13 protein-coding genes are annotated in these 18,651 nt (G+C 44.4%); 6 read left to right on the forward strand and 7 right to left on the reverse strand.

Annotation, left to right across the window (positions count from 1 at the left end):
* Window positions 1–41 precede the first annotated feature (41 nt).
* The gene (locus ACFSKO_RS20420; RefSeq protein ID WP_380255172.1) at window positions 42–1,727 is read left to right on the forward strand and encodes an ABC transporter permease; all 1,686 of its coding nucleotides are present in this window, start codon (window positions 42–44) and stop codon (window positions 1,725–1,727) included.
* A 171-nt stretch (window positions 1,728–1,898) separates the two neighbouring features.
* On the opposite strand, the gene ACFSKO_RS20425 is transcribed toward ACFSKO_RS20420, so the two are convergent.
* Both ACFSKO_RS20425 and ACFSKO_RS20430 read right to left on the reverse strand, forming a co-directional pair.
* Window positions 1,899–2,924 (reverse strand): Fe(3+) ABC transporter substrate-binding protein, encoded by a 1,026-nt coding sequence (locus ACFSKO_RS20425; protein ID WP_380255174.1) that lies wholly within the window; start codon window positions 2,922–2,924, stop codon window positions 1,899–1,901.
* 266 nt (window positions 2,925–3,190) lie between these two features.
* Entirely contained in the window at window positions 3,191–3,826 is a 636-nt protein-coding gene (locus ACFSKO_RS20430; RefSeq protein WP_380255176.1) for a histidine phosphotransferase family protein, read from the reverse strand.
* 448 nt (window positions 3,827–4,274) lie between these two features.
* Here ACFSKO_RS20430 and ACFSKO_RS20435 point away from each other — a divergent pair, with 448 nt between their 5' ends.
* The 3 genes from ACFSKO_RS20435 (at window position 4,275) to ACFSKO_RS20445 (ending at window position 9,620) form a co-directional block, all read left to right on the forward strand.
* On the forward strand, window positions 4,275–6,002 hold the full coding sequence (locus ACFSKO_RS20435; protein WP_380255178.1) for an NAD(P)H-dependent oxidoreductase subunit E: 1,728 nt from the start codon (window positions 4,275–4,277) through the stop codon (window positions 6,000–6,002).
* Window positions 6,002–8,782: a formate dehydrogenase subunit alpha gene (gene fdhF, locus ACFSKO_RS20440; RefSeq protein WP_380255180.1), complete on the forward strand. Its 2,781-nt coding sequence runs from the start codon at window positions 6,002–6,004 to the stop codon at window positions 8,780–8,782. The genes ACFSKO_RS20435 and fdhF overlap by 1 nt, the downstream gene beginning before the upstream one ends.
* Window positions 8,783–9,026: 244 nt before the next feature.
* Window positions 9,027–9,620: a cytochrome P460 family protein gene (locus ACFSKO_RS20445; RefSeq protein WP_380255182.1), complete on the forward strand. Its 594-nt coding sequence runs from the start codon at window positions 9,027–9,029 to the stop codon at window positions 9,618–9,620.
* Between the two features lie 92 nt (window positions 9,621–9,712).
* Here the strand turns inward: ACFSKO_RS20445 and ACFSKO_RS20450 are convergent, their stop codons facing one another.
* The 3 genes from ACFSKO_RS20450 to ACFSKO_RS20460 form a co-directional block, all read right to left on the reverse strand.
* A complete protein-coding gene (locus ACFSKO_RS20450; protein ID WP_380255184.1) occupies window positions 9,713–10,192 on the reverse strand; it encodes a hypothetical protein in 480 nt (159 codons plus the stop codon).
* A 107-nt stretch (window positions 10,193–10,299) separates the two neighbouring features.
* Window positions 10,300–11,886, reverse strand: a complete 1,587-nt coding sequence (locus tag ACFSKO_RS20455) for a PAS domain-containing sensor histidine kinase (protein WP_380255186.1) — start codon at window positions 11,884–11,886, stop codon at window positions 10,300–10,302.
* A 395-nt stretch (window positions 11,887–12,281) separates the two neighbouring features.
* On the reverse strand, window positions 12,282–13,739 hold the full coding sequence (locus ACFSKO_RS20460) for a catalase (RefSeq protein WP_380255188.1): 1,458 nt from the start codon (window positions 13,737–13,739) through the stop codon (window positions 12,282–12,284).
* A gap of 184 nt (window positions 13,740–13,923) precedes the next feature.
* Here ACFSKO_RS20460 and ACFSKO_RS20465 point away from each other — a divergent pair, with 184 nt between their 5' ends.
* Together ACFSKO_RS20465 and ACFSKO_RS20470 are read left to right on the forward strand one after the other, a co-directional pair.
* On the forward strand, window positions 13,924–14,886 hold the full coding sequence (locus tag ACFSKO_RS20465) for a hydrogen peroxide-inducible genes activator (RefSeq protein ID WP_380255190.1): 963 nt from the start codon (window positions 13,924–13,926) through the stop codon (window positions 14,884–14,886).
* 71 nt (window positions 14,887–14,957) lie between these two features.
* Entirely contained in the window at window positions 14,958–16,394 is a 1,437-nt protein-coding gene (locus ACFSKO_RS20470; protein WP_380255192.1) for an amidase, read from the forward strand.
* Window positions 16,395–16,686: 292 nt separating this feature from the next.
* Here the strand turns inward: ACFSKO_RS20470 and ACFSKO_RS20475 are convergent, their stop codons facing one another.
* Window positions 16,687–17,676, reverse strand: coding sequence for an ABC transporter ATP-binding protein (locus ACFSKO_RS20475; protein ID WP_380255194.1), 990 nt, complete (start codon window positions 17,674–17,676; stop codon window positions 16,687–16,689).
* Complete coding sequence (locus tag ACFSKO_RS20480; protein WP_380255196.1) at window positions 17,673–18,650, reverse strand: ABC transporter ATP-binding protein; 978 nt, start codon at window positions 18,648–18,650, stop codon at window positions 17,673–17,675. The genes ACFSKO_RS20475 and ACFSKO_RS20480 overlap by 4 nt, the downstream gene beginning before the upstream one ends.
* Between the last annotated feature and the right edge of the window lies 1 nt (window position 18,651).

The raw sequence follows: 18,651 nt of genomic DNA on the forward strand, positions 1-18,651 counted from the left end.
TAAAAATTCTGTGTGAAAAAAGTTTGGTGGATTCGAGAAAAATGCCACAAAACCCGAATGTGGTTAATAACAATAACCTTGAAATTCGATCCAAGAGAAAAACAGGGTCCTGGACTTGGGCCGCCTTGGCGATAGCTTTACTTTTTGCCTTTCCAATCCTCAGCGTTATAAGTGCAGGCATTGCAACTAAGAGCGATGTTTGGGACCATTTAGTCAGTACTGTTCTCAAAAATTACCTCATTAATACTTCAATACTCGCACTAGGAGTTGGCCTTCTCGTTGCGATTATCGGGACCAGTACCGCATGGCTCGTGACCATGTGCCGTTTCCCAGGGCAACGTTTTTTTGAATGGGCCCTTATTCTTCCACTCGCAGTTCCCGCCTACGTAATGGCGTATACCTATACTGATTTCTTGCAAGTCAGTGGTCCCGTCCAAGTATTGATCAGAGATATTTTCTCGATAGAGTTCAAAGAATATTGGTTTCCTGAGGTTCGTTCGATCGGAGGCGCTATATTGATGCTGTCTCTCGTCCTCTATCCCTATGTATACATGCTGGCCCGAGCCGCCTTTCTTGAGCAGTCAGTTTGTGCCCTCGAAGTCTCCAGAACCCTTGGTTGTAACGCTTGGGAGAGTTTTTTCCGAGTAGCCCTCCCCCTCGCCCGCCCAGCGATTATTGCAGGAACATCCCTTGCCTTAATGGAAACTCTTGCTGATTTTGGTACAGTTTCATTTTTTGGCGTTCAAACTTTTACTACGGGAATTATGAACGCTTGGGAAAATATGGGCGATCTCGCTGCCGCTAGACAGCTTTCAACCTATCTCTTGCTCTTTATACTCACCGTTTTTGTTTTGGAAAAAGTAAGCAGAGGGAAGTCCAAATACCATCACGCGACCAACCGCTATCAGAACTTACCAGAATATCAGCTCAGAGGTTTTAAGAAGTATCTCGCATTATGTGCCTGTGCTCTGCCTCTAACCCTGGGCTTTATTCTTCCTGCCCTTATCTTAATTGATATGACAATCAGTTTGGGAGACGAACAGTTCGGTACCAAATTCTTCAAACTAGCCTTTAACAGCTTTACCCTTGCTGCAATAACCGCAGTCATCGCGGTAATTATTGGGGTCCTACTGGCTTATACAAATAGAATGCAGCCAAACGTCATTTCTAAATGGGCCACCCGCATAGCAGCAATGGGATACGCCGTTCCAGGGACAGTTGTTGCGATTGGCACCTTATTTCCATTGGCCATTCTAGACAACTCGTTTGACGCTTGGATGAGAGCCACTTTTGATATATCGACCGGTCTCTTGCTTACCGGATCTATTACTGCCTTGGTTTTTGCTTATCTTGTAAGGTTTTTAGCTGTTTCCCTTAACACCGTAGAAACTGGCCTTGGTAAAATTAGACCAAGCATGGAAGATGCATCCCGAACACTGGGATTAGGCCCTCTAAGGACGCTCTGGCAAGTACATATCCCAATTATGAGTGGCAGCCTTATGACTGCTGGTCTTGTTGTGTTTGTTGACGTTATGAAAGAGTTACCAGCAACACTCGTCATGCGACCATTCAACTTCGATACACTTGCTGTTCACGCTTATAACCTAGCATCAGATGAACGTTTATCAGAATCATCTACAGCATCCCTAACCATCGTGTTGGTCGGCATTCTTCCTTTGATCCTTCTCACCAGAGCGATTTCGAAAAGTCGTGCAGGAAGTCAGTAAGAAATTTATAAACTCTCGCTAGAACCTAAAGAACTGCGGTCTTTCTGAAACCAATTAAACTCAACTCCCAAACGTCTAGAAGCACCCATAAAAAAAGCATCCCCCAAACCGATGTCTAGAGAATGCTCTTTTTTATACTTTAGAAAATTAGTTTTCTAAAAAGTAGGTGCTTTAATTCCAGCCTACCCGATCGAAGATTTTCTGAGCTGTGATCTGGTTTTCACCATAGACCGATACGTTAACGGTATCGACCTTAAATTCACCGAGAGCCTTAACAGCTGAATTGGAAGCTACGCCTTCGACGACAGGAAATTCGTTATTCCCATCTGCAAAATAGTTTTGTGCCTGATTACTTGTCAGATACTCAATAAACTTTACCGCTGCTTCTTTATTAGGAGATGATTTAACAACCCCTGCGCCGGAGATATTTACATGAGTGCCACGATCATTTTGATTGGGAAAAACATAACCAATTTTGTCCGCAAGCCCTTTATCCTGTTCACTTGGCGTAGTTTGTAAGCGAACAAAGTAGTAAGAGTTAGCAACAGCAATTTCACATTCGCCTGATCCAATACCCCGCAACTGATTGGTATCACCTTTTACCGGTTGACGAGCAAAATTAGCGACAACACCAGCCGCCCATTTCTCAGCTGCTTCTTCCCCTTTTTCTGCAATCATAGAGGCCAAAAGAGATTGATTATAGATATTGGAGCTTTTCCGAATGCAAACTTTGCCTTTCCATTTTGGATCGGCGAGGTCTTCATAACTGGAAATTTCACCCGCTTTAATTTTAGAGTTATCAAAGAAAATCATACGAGCACGTGTTGAAAGACCGAACCACTTACCATCTGGATGGCGTAAGTTTTCAGGAATTCGAGCATCAAGATCGGATGAAGAAACGGTCTGGAAAATTTCTTTTTGATCTGCACGCCATAAGTTACCAGCGTCTACTGTAATCAAAACATCGGCAGGACTATTAGCCCCTTCGCTTTTGATCCGTTCAATTAGAGCCGCCCCCTTACCTTCAATCAAATTCACCTTAATCCCGGTTTCTTTGGTGAAGTTGTCATAAAGTGCATCATCTGTCTGATAATGGCGAGATGAGTATACATTCACAACTTCTTCTGCATGAGCCACTGTTGCACTGAATGCAGCAGCAGTAAGCATAGCTGTTGTCGCTAACCAAGCAGCCTTCATATCGACTGTCTCCTATTATTATCACTTCGAAGTGACATTTAAATTATCCAAGAGGGTAAACTCTCTACGAAACAAAATGAATATTGCAAATCATTCGCAACAATTCAACCGGGAAAATGAGACTTATTCGCAATAACTTGGATTAATATTAATAAAAAAGCAGCATTCCAAAAGGAAAGCCGCTTTATATAGAGTAGGGCTCTAAACCTTAAAACCCGTACCATCTTAGAAATTTAACAAATAGGATTACTATCTTATAGCTTTCTTTAGAACGATACGATTAATTGAACGTGTCCTTCTACGGAATTATTAATCAAAAGATCAGACCCACTTCTTTTTGCAAGAAACCGTGTAAAATAAGCATGAACATTGCGCGGAGTTAAGTTTTCCGGATCAACATCATCCTTGAGCGCTTCTAAAACTTCTTCGCGAATCGAAATTGATTCACCAGCAACAGTAACTGCCACGAAAGTACCAGTATCAGAATTACCACTTAGCGCTGTTATCGTTCCGCCACGGGGTAACATCTCAAGACCAAAAGCAATTAGATTAAGGAGTACTTTCCCACCATTATCAGGTAGGCCTTCAGGTGCTTGTAGCTCGGGCCAGCTAAAAACTACCTTGGTGTGTGCAAGATAGTTCTGCGCCAATTGATTTAGCGTTGCGTAATCACTTCCCATACGGCTACCAGCAAGCCCGTAAGCAAGCCGATAAAACTGTAAAGTCACCGCAGCCTGCGTTGCCGAAGCAGAAGCGAGATTTAACGCATCATCGGCCATACCAAATGAATCGTCTTGCATAAGCTCTAGGCCGTTGTTTACCGCACCAACAGGGCCGACAAGATCGTGACAAAGACGAGATGAAAGAAGTTCAAGAACCCGAAAATCAATTTTACTATTCATTATTAATAAAAATCTCACACTACCGATGGAAAACAACCCGAGATAAAGATCCCTGGGCAGAGACAAGCCAATTTAGAAAAGATTATTCCAAAGAAACTCTATAACATTCATAAATTAAACCACAGATAAGATGAGATAAAAACCCATCTACCGACAATACACCTGCACAGCGACTTCGTTCAAAGCACTCGCAGCGCTGATAGCAATACCCTATTAAAGCATAGGACTTTGCGAATGACCCATTACTATCGATTACTACCCAACACATACAAAGCACTATAAAATGACACGGAAAGCTTCGGAAATACGATAGAACCTCACTGCGACTAAGCTAAACTAAAGCTAGCATCCGGGTGAATTGATACCGAATATGAGAAATAGCAAGGCCGGGTTAACCGGTATAGCACGCCTTAAAAATAGGGCTGAATGTCGTGGAGTTACATGAGTAATGTCGGATAGTATTGTTTTGGATTCTTCTAAGAAAGATAATCCTCCTGTAAAGCGCCAAATTCATCCGGGATCAGGACGTCGAAAGCCGCCTGTTTTCGCCAAGGGACGACAGCTCGAGAACAAAGCCCAGGAGGAAATCAAAGCCCTGCTGGGTAATAGATCTCGCCAGCGAGATTTATTAATCGAGCACCTCCATCTGATCCAAGATACTTACGGAAGTTTATCCGCCGGACATCTTCAAGCCCTAGCGGATGAGATGAAACTCCCGATGGCCGAAGTTTACGAAGTCGCTTCCTTTTATGCACACTTCGACATTGTCCTTGATGGTGAAAAAGCCCCGGCCGAGATTACCGTGCGTATCTGCGAAAGCCTTAGCTGTGAAATGGCGGGCGCTCAGGATATCTTGAAAAACCTCTCAAAAACTGCCGCGAAGAACGTTCGTGTGATCACGGCTCCCTGCATGGGTCGCTGCGATTGCGCGCCTGTAGCAGAGGTTGGTCATAACCATGTTGAACATGCGACTGTCGAAAAGATCACTGCAGTTACTGAAAACAAAGACATCCATCCGGCCAAGGTAGATTATCGCGATTACGATGCTTATGTCGCCGATGGCGGATACAAGGTTTTGCGCGAATGTTACGAAGGTAAGTACGATCGCGATGAGATCATTGACCTGTTAAAGAACACTGGCCTACGGGGTCTCGGTGGCGCTGGCTTCCCAACTGGCTTGAAGTGGAGCATCATTCGCCAACAACCAAAGCCACGATTAATGGCAATCAATGGTGATGAAGGCGAACCTGGTACATTTAAAGATCGCCATTATCTCGAAACAGATCCTCATCGTTTTCTAGAAGGTATGCTCATCGGGGCATGGGTTGGTGAAGTAGAAGCCAGTTATATATACATTCGCGATGAATATCCTGCTGTTATCAAGCTTCTCACAAAAGAGATAGAGCGGTTGTACGCAGAAGGTCTAAATAACGGAATCAAACTAGATCTCCGACGAGGTGCTGGCGCTTATATCTGTGGCGAAGAATCAGCCATGATTGAATCCATTGAAGGTAAAAAAGGCTATCCTCGCCACAAGCCGCCGTTTCCTTCTCAAGTAGGACTTTTTGGATTACCAACTCTCACGAATAACATTGAGACAGTATATTGGGTCCGCGACTTAATCGAAAAAGGACCAGAATGGTTCACAAGCCACGGCCGTAATGGCCGCAAAGGTCTGAGATCATTTTCAGTATCCGGGCGTGTTAAAAATCCAGGTGTTAAGCTTGCTCCTGCTGGCATCACAATCAAAGAGCTTATCAATGAATATTGTGATGGTATGGCGGATGGGCAGGAATTCAAAGCCTATCTTCCTGGTGGCGCTTCTGGAGGAATTCTACCTGCTTCTCTTGGGGACGTACCCCTTGATTTTGATACCCTTCAAGAACATCAATGTTTCATCGGTTCAGCTGCTGTAATTGTTCTTTCAAATCAAGACAACATACGTGATGTTGCAATGAATCTTATGCGCTTTTTCGAAGACGAAAGCTGTGGACAATGTACCCCTTGTCGGGCTGGTACCGAAAAAGCTGTTAGTCTGATGGAAGAAAAAACCTGGGATCAGGATCTTCTTAAAGAGCTTTCAACTGTTATGATGGATGCTTCAATTTGTGGTTTGGGTCAAGCAGCTCCAAACCCATTGCTGTCAGCCATGAAACACTTTCCGGAGGAACTATAATGTCCGTCTTGGCAAATGATAAGCCGGTAAGCTTCACACTGAACGGCGACCAAGTAACATCCAAACCGGGCGAATCAATTTGGCAAGTTGCTGATCGTCTTGGCACTGAAATACCACACTTATGCTTCCAACCTGAACCTGGTTATGAAGCTGATGGTAACTGCCGCACTTGCATGGTTGAGATCGAAGGGGAACGTACTCTTGCCGCTTCATGCATAAGAGAGCCTGCAGAGGGTATGGTTGTTAACACCGCAACCGAACGTGCAAAAAAAGCCCGTGAAATGGTTTTTGAACTTCTTGTTGCTGACCAGCCTAAGCGCGAGGAAGCCCATGAACCGAATTCGAAATTCTGGAATTGGGCTTCTGACATCGATGTTACTTCCAGTAGATTTCCTGCTCATGAACGCCCCCCAGCAGATCTAAGCCACACAGCGATTGCCGTAAATCTTGATGCATGCATCAACTGCAACCTTTGTGTTCGCGCCTGTCGTGATGTTCAAGTCAACGATGTTATCGGTATGGCTTTCCGTGGCTCAAAATCAAGTATCGTGTTCGATTTTGGTGCTGACATGGGTGAAAGCACATGTGTTGCTTGCGGCGAATGTGTTCAAGCTTGTCCAACTGGCGCTTTAATGGAAAGCGCACTTCTTAACGAAGTTGGACAACGTGAAGAATACCCTGATGAGATCATAAACTCTGTTTGCCCGTTCTGTGGCGTTGGTTGCCAGACCGAAGTCCATGTCAAAGACGATAAAATTCTTAAAATTGATGGCCGTGACGGTCCTGCAAATGAAAAGCGTCTCTGTGTTAAAGGGCGGTTTGGATTTGATTATATTCATAATGCCAACCGCCTAACCAAGCCACTTATCCGTCGCGATGATGCGCCAAGAGGTTGGGACATCGGTGTTCCTGACAATGACTTCTCTCAATTTTTCCGAGAAGCCACCTGGGAAGAAGCGCTTGAACGAGCAGCTTCTGGCCTCAGTAAGATTCGCGATGAAAAAGGCCCTAAGTCTCTAGCGGGATTTGGCTCGGCCAAAGGCTCGAACGAGGAAGCTTATCTATTCCAAAAACTGGTACGAACAGGGTTTGGTAGTAACAACGTCGATCACTGTACTCGCCTATGTCATGCTTCATCTGTGGCTGCTCTTATGGAAGGTGTGGGCTCTGGTGCCGTATCTGCACCCTTTACATCAGTCGCCGAAGCAGAGTGCATCATTATTATTGGTTGCCGCCCAGAACAAAATCACCCTGTTGCAGCAAGCTACATAAAACAAGCCGCCAAGGATCCCAAAAAGCACTTATTCGTTTTAGATCCCCGCGGACAAAGCTTGGTAAAATACGCAGACAAACATCTCCAATTTAAGCCAGGTCGCGATGTCGCGATGCTCAATGCGATGATTTATACAATCATCGAAGAGAACCTTTATGATGTTCAATATGTTCAAGCTAACACAGAAGGCTTCGAAGAGCTAAAAACTAACATCAAAGATTTCTCACCAGAAGACATGGCTGAAATTTGTGGTATTGATGCGCAAACATTACGTGAAACTGCCCGCGTCTATGCGACATCAGAAGCATCTCTCATCCTATGGGGCATGGGTGTCTCTCAACATACTCACGGAACAGATAACGTCCGCAGCTTAATTGCGATGTCCTTGATCACTGGTCAGATCGGCCGTCCAGGTACTGGTCTGCACCCTCTACGTGGTCAGAACAATGTACAAGGGGCTTCCGACGCGGGCTTGATACCAATGTTGTATCCCGATTACCAATCCGTTGAAAACGAAGAAATCCGTACTCGTATGGAAGACTTCTGGGGTATGGAGCTCGACCGGCAAAAAGGCCTGACTGTTGTTGAAACGATGGACGCTATCCACGATGGCAACGTCACGGGTATGTTCATCCAAGGTGAAAACCCGGCGATGTCAGATCCCGATCAACATCATGCACGCGAAGCGCTCTCTAAGCTGGATCACCTTGTGGTTCAGGATATTTTCATGACAGAAACAGCCTGGCATGCAGATGTTATTTTGCCTTCTTCCGCACACGCAGAAAAAGATGGAACCTTTACTAATACCAACCGTCAGGTTCAAATTGGTCGTGCGGCTGTTTCTCCTCCCGGAGAAGCTCGGCAGGATTGGGAGTTGATCCAGGAACTTGCTCAACACATGGGCCTGAACTGGTCATACACTCATCCCAAAGAAGTATTCAATGAAATGGCGCAAATTATGCCATCTCTCAACAACATTACCTGGGAGCGTCTCGAACGTGAAGAAGTCGTGACCTACCCTTGTTCAAGCGCAGACGGACCAGGAACAGAAATTTTGTTCGCCCAAGGCTTCCCTACCGCTTCCGGGCGTGGAAAACTCGTTTCTACAGCCCTTATCGATCCAGCAGAGCTTCCTGATAAGGAATTCCCACTGGTACTAACAACAGGTCGATTACTCGAGCACTGGCATACGGGCGCAATGACACGTCGCTCTCAGGTTCTTGATAACCTTGAACCAGAAGCTGTTGTCTTTGTTAATCGCTTGGATATGAATAGCCTTGGCATTGTTGCTGGTGATTGGGTTTCTGTCACCACGCGTCGCGGCACAGTAAGCCTGAAAGTTCGTCAAGATCGTGAAGTACCTGAAGGTATGATCTTTATGCCGTTCTGTTTCTCTGAAGCTGCGGCAAATATGCTGACCAATCCTCAGCTTGATCCTTTCGGAAAAATCCCTGAATTTAAATATAGTGCCGCAAGATTAGACCCTCTTGCTGTTGCTGCTGAATAACGAAAGCAGATATTGCTGATAAAAGGGCCGCAACTAATCTGCGGCCCTTTTATATTTCCGCTAATTCCAAAAGATCGCAACAGATCATCTCACTGGATCGTGAAGAAGCTTTACTCCATTTTTCCTGTAACGGTGTTATCTAAAATAAGAACAGAACACTAAACCCTTAAACACCGATACCCCGGATCAATTTAACCGGGCGCGCTAATAATCGGTGATGGTCAGGAAACCGGAGAACACCCAGATGATAACACAACTAACCTCTACACTAAAAGCTCTCGCTCTCAGTGCCGCTGTTGCCCCAGTTTTATTTATGGTTCCGGCAATTGCTACGGCCGAAGAAATATCTGATGAAAAAGCCGTAGAGCACTACGAAGAAATTTCGCCAAAACTTCGGGCTGGTTACGCAAAATCAGAACACCCTGTCTCTACTGAATATTTCAACTGGGACCGTTATACTGTCGGCCCACACAAATCCAGTACTCATGGCGGACGCTTTGTCCACAACTACGCCAATGATCTTGCAAAAGCCTATGGCAAATACGAAGACATCGGAATACTACCTGTTGGTGCTATTGTCGCAAAAGATAGTTTCAAAGTAACCAAAAAAGGCGTGAAGCCCGGCCCTCTTTTCCTCATGGAGAAAATGGAAGCTGGTTTCAGCCCTGAGGATGGCAACTGGAAATACACACTCATTACTCCTAACGGAAAGATCTTCGGTGAAACCAACGGTGTGAATTCCAAGAAGGTCAAGTTCTGTGCAGATTGTCACAACGCGGTGGGTGAAGATCAAGATTACCTATTCTTCCCAGAAGAAGACTATCGGGTACAAAATTAATATCCAGTAAAGCGCTACTATCTAAAGGCAGAGCATATGCTCTGCCTTTTTTATTTCTCAATCCAAATTTTTAATGAGCTTGTCCAGCAGCTTTAATAAATAATATTCCATCTATTATCTTTCTGCAGGCAGGCAACGCCTTTGACCTTTTCAAGATCCCGGTTAATTGTCACGGTTTGAATGTAAGATCGGCAGTTAGACTGTAATGAAATATCTCGAGCAAAACTTATTGATCCAGAAGCATCACCTTCCTTCCAATAGATAAATCTACCATTGGAAATCGTCGCCGCAGACAAAAAAGCGCTTTCGTACCGTTTACGTTGTCTAGTCGTAAGCCTGTGAAAATGCTTTTGCGTTATTTTCATTGGTCTATGACCAATATAAACTGATGACTTTTGTTTGATACGATGAGCGTGAGTAGCCTCAGCGATTGGTCGAACATGGGTGTAATGTGCAGATGGGTTTGAGTTATGCACGGAACTACCCTTGAGAGAGCGGGCCATTGCCTCACTGCCAAGAACGGTAGATAAAATTATTGCGGCGGCGGGTAAAATTTGTCGATTAAGTTTCATAGGACGCCTCTCCAATCTGGTTATGAAGTTAGAACGTCTCAAAATTTAAAAACTGTCGTTAAGGTCCATAATTTTACGAAATTAATGAAAGCATGATGGTGAATACTCTACGCCGAAAGCTTCTTCCCTGATTGTCCAAACATATTATCCGACGGCACGACACGATAAGAAGGGAAGGTCAATTCAACAGAAGTACCTACGCCGAGTTCACTTGTAATATTAAGATCTCCACCATGTAATTCCATCAAAGACTGCGCTAAAGACAATCCTAAACCCGTACCTTCGATGGTTTTGGTATAACTGGATTCTGATTGCTCAAAGGGCTTTATAACTCGCTCCAGATCTTCTTCTGCAATTCCGATACCTGTATCCGTAATGATAAGAGAAAGGCGACCATCTTCCCTGAAAGTATTAATAGTGGCTTTGATCGAACCACCCTCAGGCGTAAATTTCACAGCATTCGTTACAAGGTTAATAATGATTTGTTTCAGTATCCGCTCATCTGCAAAGAGGTAAGACAGATCATCGTCCAAATTCACATTTAGAGATATATTTTTGCCCTTTGCCTGACGAGTAACAAAACGATAAGCAGATAAAATCGACTGGCGTATGCAGACGACACTCTCATTTAGCTTAACTTCTCCAGCTTCAACCCGAGAAAGGTCTAGTATGTCATTCACTATCGTTAGAAGGTGCCGTCCACTATTTAAAATATCTCCAACGTATTCACGATATTTTTTATGTTCCAATCTACCAAGATGTTCCCCCGTAATAAATTCAGAAAACCCGATAATGGCATTCAAAGGAGTTCTCAGTTCATGGCTCATATTCGCAAGAAAAGAGGACTTCATTTGATTGGCAATTTCAGCCATCTCTTTGGCTTCTTGTAATTCGTCCTGAACTTTGATTCTCTCGGAAATGTCACGAATTACAGCTGCAAAAGATAATTCTTCACCATCATTAATCTGCATAATGGTCGCTTCTGCCGGAAATATCTCTCCGTTTTTTCTTTGGCCAGATATCTCACCCGTCATCCCGCCGTTCATCTCAATATTACGTGTATAGAAATCGTTATCTCGGATACCGATAAGCTGTTTTATATGGTTAAGCTCTAAATCATTAGGGACGAGTATCGATATATCTTTTCCAATAATTTCCTCAGCACGATATCCAAAAACACTCTCTGCCCCTTTATTGAAGAGGGTTAGGTCGCCAGTTTGATTTGTGGCAAGGATAGCATCACTCACACCTTCAACAATACTGCCCATTAATTGTTGTGAAGACTTTAACTCTTTACGAATAGAAACCCTCGCACTGATATCACGCACAAAAAAAGCTCGATGCATATCCCCTTTATCATTCAACCTAAAAGAACGCAAAAGAACGTCTAAGAGAACACCCGTAACCGTTTCGACAACCCCTTCGCAAGGGACAGCATTCCCATCCGCGGCACCAAGCATTAGCAGAGATTTTTGCTCCTCTGAGGATACTTTGATAAAATCAAAGATCGTCCGCCCTATCAAATCATATACTGTAAATCCAAAATTTTGCGAAACCGCCGGATTTGCGTATACAATACTGCCAAGAGCATCTGTGACCAAAACCGCTTCGATACTGTTTTCTAAAAATAAGGCACTCACATTACTTCGCACATCAGAAGTAAGAGCACACTCATTAGATTGCTCGATAATCATACAAAGTCCGTACTAATATAGAAATTACGGACTCTTATTTACCAAACTACTAATATAAGAATATTCCGCTCGCACCCTGACAAAGCAAAAAGAAATGCAAAGATCAAATGAAAAGATCCTTGTTAACCATAATATTTTTGTATTATTTGATTGAGAAGAATTTTTACCTATGAATACACAATCACTAATAGTTTTATTGTAAAAATTCCAACCCTTAGTTACTTAAAACATTATGTAACCCTGCTGCCTTTCTTTCATTTTTTGGAAACTGGCGTACTTCTTTCAAAGAAAGTCTGCTAACTCTCAAACAGCTCTATATCAATAGCCATTAATTGAAAAAGAAGGAGAGAGACCGGCGCGCCCCTCTCCTCCCACAGCCGCCAGAGAATAAAAAATTATTCTGCAGCAACAATTTCTTCAGCATTTAATCCAAGTGCTTTTGCAACACCGTTCCCATAAGCCGGATCAGCTTTATAGCAATTGCGAATATGCTTATGCTGAATTTCGAGACGCGCACCACCAACATTTGCTGCTGTATTATCAAACAGGATCTGTTTTTGCGCTGCAGACATCAGATTAAACAGAGCTCGCGGTTGAGAATAATAATCCTCATCAACCCTGTGGTTCCAATGATCAGCAGCCCCTTCAATAGATAATGGTGGTTCTGCAAAATCAGGTTGTTCATTCCACTCCCCAACAGTGTTTGGCTCATATCCAACACTGGATCCGCCATTGCTGTCCACGCGCATTGCACCATCCCTATGATAAGAATGGAATGGACACTTAGGTGCATTCACTGGAATTTGGTTATGATTTACGCCAAGCCTGTAACGCTGAGTATCTCCATAAGAGAACAACCGTCCTTGAAGCATCTTGTCCGGTGAGAAACTAATGCCAGGAACGACATTCCCAGGATTAAAGGCGGATTGTTCCACCTCCGCAAAATAATTTTCAGGGTTACGATTGAGTTCGAACTCACCAACTTCAATAAGAGGGTAATCTCCTTTTGGCCAAACTTTGGTCAAATCAAAAGGATTATAACTGCAAGAACCAGCTTCTTTCTCAGGCATAATCTGAACAGATAAAGTCCATTTAGGGAAGTCACCTTTCTCGATTGCGTCAAAAAGATCCCGCTGATGGCTTTCGCGATCATTACCAACCAGCTCGCCCGCCTCTTGATCAGATAAATTCTTGATACCCTGCTGAGTTTTGAAATGAAATTTAACCCAAAAGCGCTCGTTATCCGCGTTAATAAAGCTAAAGGTATGACTACCAAAGCCATGCATATGTCGATAAGAAGCCGGAATCCCTCGGTCACTCATCACAATTGTAATCTGGTGTAATGCTTCAGGCAGAGAAGTCCAGAAATCCCAATTGTTATCAGCACTACGCATATTGGTTTTTGGATCGCGCTTTACAGCGTGATTTAAATCTGGAAATTTCATCGGATCGCGCAAGAAGAAGACGGGCGTATTATTGCCAACCAAATCCCAGTTACCTTCCTCAGTATAAAACTTCATGGCAAAACCACGGATATCACGCTCGGCATCTGCTGCTCCACGTTCTCCTGCCACCGTAGAAAAGCGCAAGAACATCTCTGTTTTTTTACCTATTTCAGAGAAAATTTTTGCTTTTGTGTATTTGGTAATATCATGAGTAACAGTAAATGCCCCAAAAGCAGCAGACCCCTTGGCATGCATTCTACGCTCCGGAATGACTTCACGATCGAAGTGAGCCATTTTTTCCAAAAACCAAACATCCTGCAGTAAGGCGGGACCACGAGGACCAGCGGTTTGAATATTTTGATTGTCAACGACAGGGGCACCAAAGGCAGTTGTTAATTTATTTTTCATTATCGAGACCTTCTCTCCTTAACCAGCATACTCAGAGTTGTGAGCCAGTTAAATTATAGTCATTAATTCCGGCAGAGGTGATGTGCTCATAGGCTACGCCGGCCTGATAAGAGAAGAATACGCACTTGCTATTAATCGATCCAACGAGTTATTCTCATTACAGTAATAGAAAAAATCGATTATTATGTATTTGCCGACATTGAAACAACTAAAGTACCTAGTGGAGTTGGAACGGCACGGTCATTTCGGACGTGCCGCCGAAGCCTGTAGCGTAACACAATCAACCCTAAGTGCCGGGTTACAAGAACTTGAAAACTTGCTTGATTGCAAGTTGGTCGAACGCACCAAACGACGGGTATTCTTTACGGAACTTGGAACTGAGATAACGAAACGAGCAACAGGTCTGCTAAGGGAAGCCGAAGAAATCGCATCCCTTGCCCGACACGGGAACAGACTTCTGTCTGGGGATCTTAAACTCGGCGCTATCCCAACAATCGCGCCCTACCTCCTCCCCCAAACTCTTCCTCTACTACGTGAAGAATATCCAGATTTACGGCTTTTTTTGATTGAAGACGAAACCGCCAGATTGGTAAAGCGCCTGCGAGAAGGTTCATTAGATGCAGCCCTGATGGCCTTTCCTTACGATGAGGTTGGCTTGGAATGGATAGAGCTTGCCGAAGATCCCTTTCTTCTCGCACACCCAACAAATCATCCCGTTACCAATATGACTTCGGCCGATATTCATCAATTTCTGGAAACACAAAGCCAGCAAAAAGAATTGATACTCTTGGAAGAAGGTCACTGTCTCAGAGACCATGCCCTAGCCGCTTGTCAAACCTATAACCTCAAAACAGACCAGACACTCCAGGCTTCAAGCCTATTAACTCTTGTTCATATGGTCGCCAATGGCCTTGGCATTACCTTACTGCCATCACTTGCTTGTCAAACATCCCTCCTCGAAGGAACGAACATCAGCCTTTCTCCTTTGGAAGGTCAGGAAACCCATCGTAAACTCGGTCTCGCCTGGCGAAAAAGTTCGGTTAGGAAAGAAGAACTTAAACAACTTGCAAAACACCTTTCTCATACCGCTCGAGAGCAAATCGCTAAATTTCAAAATCATCAGAAACTCACCAAAATTCAGCATTAGATGTACAGCCTAATAAACTCTGATAACATCCTACATTCCTCGACGATCTTATTTCCATAAAGCGATATACGATGACACATTCCTCTTCTGACGAACTTATTCAAGCAAGCGCTTGTGAAATAAAAGACTTACTTAATAAAAATAAAGTAAGTCCTTCTGAATTGTTGAATGTATTAGAGGCTCGTATTCAGGCCGTCGATGGCCAAGTCAACGCCCTACCAACCCTGTGTTTTGATCGCGCACGCGCCTTTGCCAAAGATCTTGAGAAAAAATCCCTGGAAGATCGCGGCATCTTAGCCGGCATACCAGTACCAATCAAAGATCTCACCGCGACCAAAGGAGTTCGGACAACTTCTGGCAGCCCCATATTCGCAAACAGAACCCCCGACTGGTCTGACGCGCTCGTAGAAACGATGGAAGCCAACGGGGCTGTGGTTTATGCGAAATCCAACACCCCCGAATTTGGCGCTGGGGCACACACCTTTAACCCCGTTTTTGGCACGACACGAAACCCTTGGGACTTAAGTAAATCAGCTGCGGGGTCTTCTGGCGGAGCTGCCGCAGCACTTGCGACAGGTTGTGCATGGCTTGCCCATGGATCCGACATGGGAGGATCTCTTCGAAACCCGGCCAGTTTTTGTGGGGTCGTGGGTCTTCGGCCTTCTATGCACAGACTGGCAGATGGCCCAAGTACATCGCCCTTCCAAACGCTCTCCATGCAAGGTCCAATGGCCCGAAATGTGGCAGATACTGCATTATTTCTCGATGCCATGGTTGGCTTTCACAATGCAAATCCCTTGGCTCTGCCTGCCACAGAGGCAAGCTTTCTCAGCACTACACAACAAAAAATCAAACCAATAAAAGTTGCCTACAGCTCTGATCTGGGTGTCACACCTGTTGATCCCGAAATAGCAGGAATTTGTGCGCAGGCAGCTCTCCAATTTGAAGAAGTAGGTGTGATCGTTGAAGAAGCCACTCCTGAATTAAGCGAAGCACCAGAAATATTCAAACGCTTACGAGGCTTGGATTTTGTTATTGGTCTCGGCCCCTTACTTGATCAACACCGCGACAAGCTCAAGCAAGATATTATTTGGAATATAGAATACGGTCGCTCTCTCACGGCCGAAGACATCGCTTGGGCAGAACGTAAACGGGGAGAGATTTATTATCGTATGCAAAGCTTCTTTGCTGAATATGACCTTCTACTTTGCCCGACAACAATCGTTCCTCCCTTTCCTGTTGAGCAACGTTACGTCGAGGAATGTGCCGGACAAAAACTGGATACGTATATTGATTGGCTAGCAATCGTCTCAACCATTACCCTAACAGCGTCACCCGCAATATCCATCCCTTGTGGTTTCACCAAATCGGGCCTCCCAGTGGGATTACAAATCGTCGGAAAACCTCAAGGAGAGGGCCCTCTCCTTTCAGCAGCAAATGTTTTAGAGGAAATATTGCCAAAGACGAATACCCCGATCACGCCTTTATCAAGCATAGCCCAGACTTAACGCTTTAGAGATTGTCTCACGTACAATGCACCACACGATGCCATGATCTTTGTGATGCCGTTACCATTACCTAAGTTGATTACAACTTTTCATCCTGCACCACTAACAACAGAGCTATCACCAGAATATCAACAAAACTTTAGATAATAGAATTTAAAATTTTGGATAAAATAAAAGCTATGATCCCGGCGGAGCATAGCTTTTATTAACTATTTCTAACCCTTAAAACATAACTGTTAGATTAGAAAGGGATCATATTACAGAACGAACAGTGATCTTCAACAACCAGATATTAGCCTTCAATAAAGTGACAGGCTGCTTCTCTTTTTCCTTCGTAGATCTTTAATTCAGGAACATCAGAAGCACAGATATCCTTGGCAAAAGGACAGCGTGTTCGAAATACACACCCTGAAGGAGGGTTGAGAGGACTGGGCAGATCTCCTTTCAGCGGGACATGTTCCTTATTCCGTTCAATATTGGGATCGGGAATAGGTACAGCTGAGATCAGAGCTTTTGTATAGGGGTGAAGCGGGTTGGTATAGATTTGCTCTCTATCCGCAACTTCCATCATACGGCCAAGGTACAACACCATAATTCGCTGACTGATATGCCGCACGACACTGAGATTGTGTGAGATGAAAATCAAACTGAGGCCAAATTCTTTTTGAAGCCCCATTAAGAGATTTACGATTTGCGCCTGAATGGATACATCAAGGGCACTCACCGCTTCATCGCAGACAATCAGTTTTGGTTCCAAAATCATCGCGCGCGCAATACCAATACGTTGGCACTGCCCCCCAGAGAACTCATGAGGATAACGATTGATTTGATCTGGCAACAACCCAACCTTAGCCATCATAGCTTTAACTTTGTCTTTGACCTCGTTCTTAGACAAATCAGGATTATGCGTGACCAAAGGTTCAGAAATGATCTGTCCAATCGTCATACGAGGGTCCAGTGAAGCCAGGGGATCCTGGAAGATGACCTGAAGATCTGAGCGCACATTTCTAAGCTCACCAGGCTGCATCTCCCCCATTTCTTGTCCCAACCAAGCAACTTGACCTCCGGTAGGCTGCAAAAGGCGTAGTACTGCACGACCTAACGTCGATTTACCACACCCTGATTCGCCAACAATACCCAAGGTTTCGCCAGCACGAACCTGAAAAGAAACACCGTCAACGGCTTTCAGAATTCCCGATTTACGAAAGAGCCCTCCACTTGGAATAGTAAAATGAACTTTCAAATCTTTCACATCAAGAAGGATCTTTTCTGAGGTACTCATGACAATCCCCCTTCCAAATGACACGCATTCTGGCTACCACTCGGCGTAGAATACAAAGGTGGTTTTTCGCACAAACACCGATCTTTCACATGCGCACAGCGCGGCGCAAAAGAACACCCTTCCGGCAAGCGTTGAAGATTTGGTGGTTGTCCCGCAATTGTAACCAACTCGTTGTTATGGGATTTTTCATCCAGGCGTGGCGTTGAGGCGAGAAGACCCTGCGTATAAGGATGACGCGGGCCAGAATAAATATCTTCTACGGGGGCGCGTTCAACAATACGCCCTGCGTACATGACATTCAGTGTATCGCAAAGCCCCGCAACAACGCCGAGATCGTGTGTAATCATCACAATGGCTGTGTTAAACTCGCGTTTAAGATCACGCATAAGATCAAGGATTTGTGCCTGAATGGTAACATCCAGCGCCGTTGTAGGTTCATCCGCAATCAACAAAGCTGGTTCACAAAGCAGAGCCATTGCGATCATCACACGTTGGCGCATCCCCCCTGAAAATTCATGAGGATACATATCAAAGCGACTTTTTGCTTCTGGAATACCAACTTTGTCCAACATGTGAAGAGCTTCAGCTCTCGCTTCAGATTCAGTCATCCCCCTATGGAGAACAAGGACTTCTGTTAATTGCTTCGAAACCTTCATGTAGGGATTCAAAGATGTCATTGGGTCCTGGAAAATCATGGACATGGATTGACCACGAATCTTATTAAGCTCATCAGTACTCAACCCTATAAGCTCTTTCCCTAACAATTTGGCACTACCAGTCGCGGTACCGTTTGTTGCCAATAGTCCCATTATTGCAAGAAAAGTCTGGCTCTTACCTGACCCAGATTCTCCAACAACGCCCAAAGCTTCACCAGCTTTGATGATAAAGCTGAGATTGTTGACGGCATTAACCGGGCCTTCTGGCGTAGAAAAACTTACAGAAAGATCTTTCACCTCAAGGATAATATCACTCATT

It is taken from the genome of Kiloniella antarctica (assembly GCF_042682825.1).
Lineage (GTDB): Bacteria > Pseudomonadota > Alphaproteobacteria > Kiloniellales > Kiloniellaceae > Kiloniella > Kiloniella antarctica.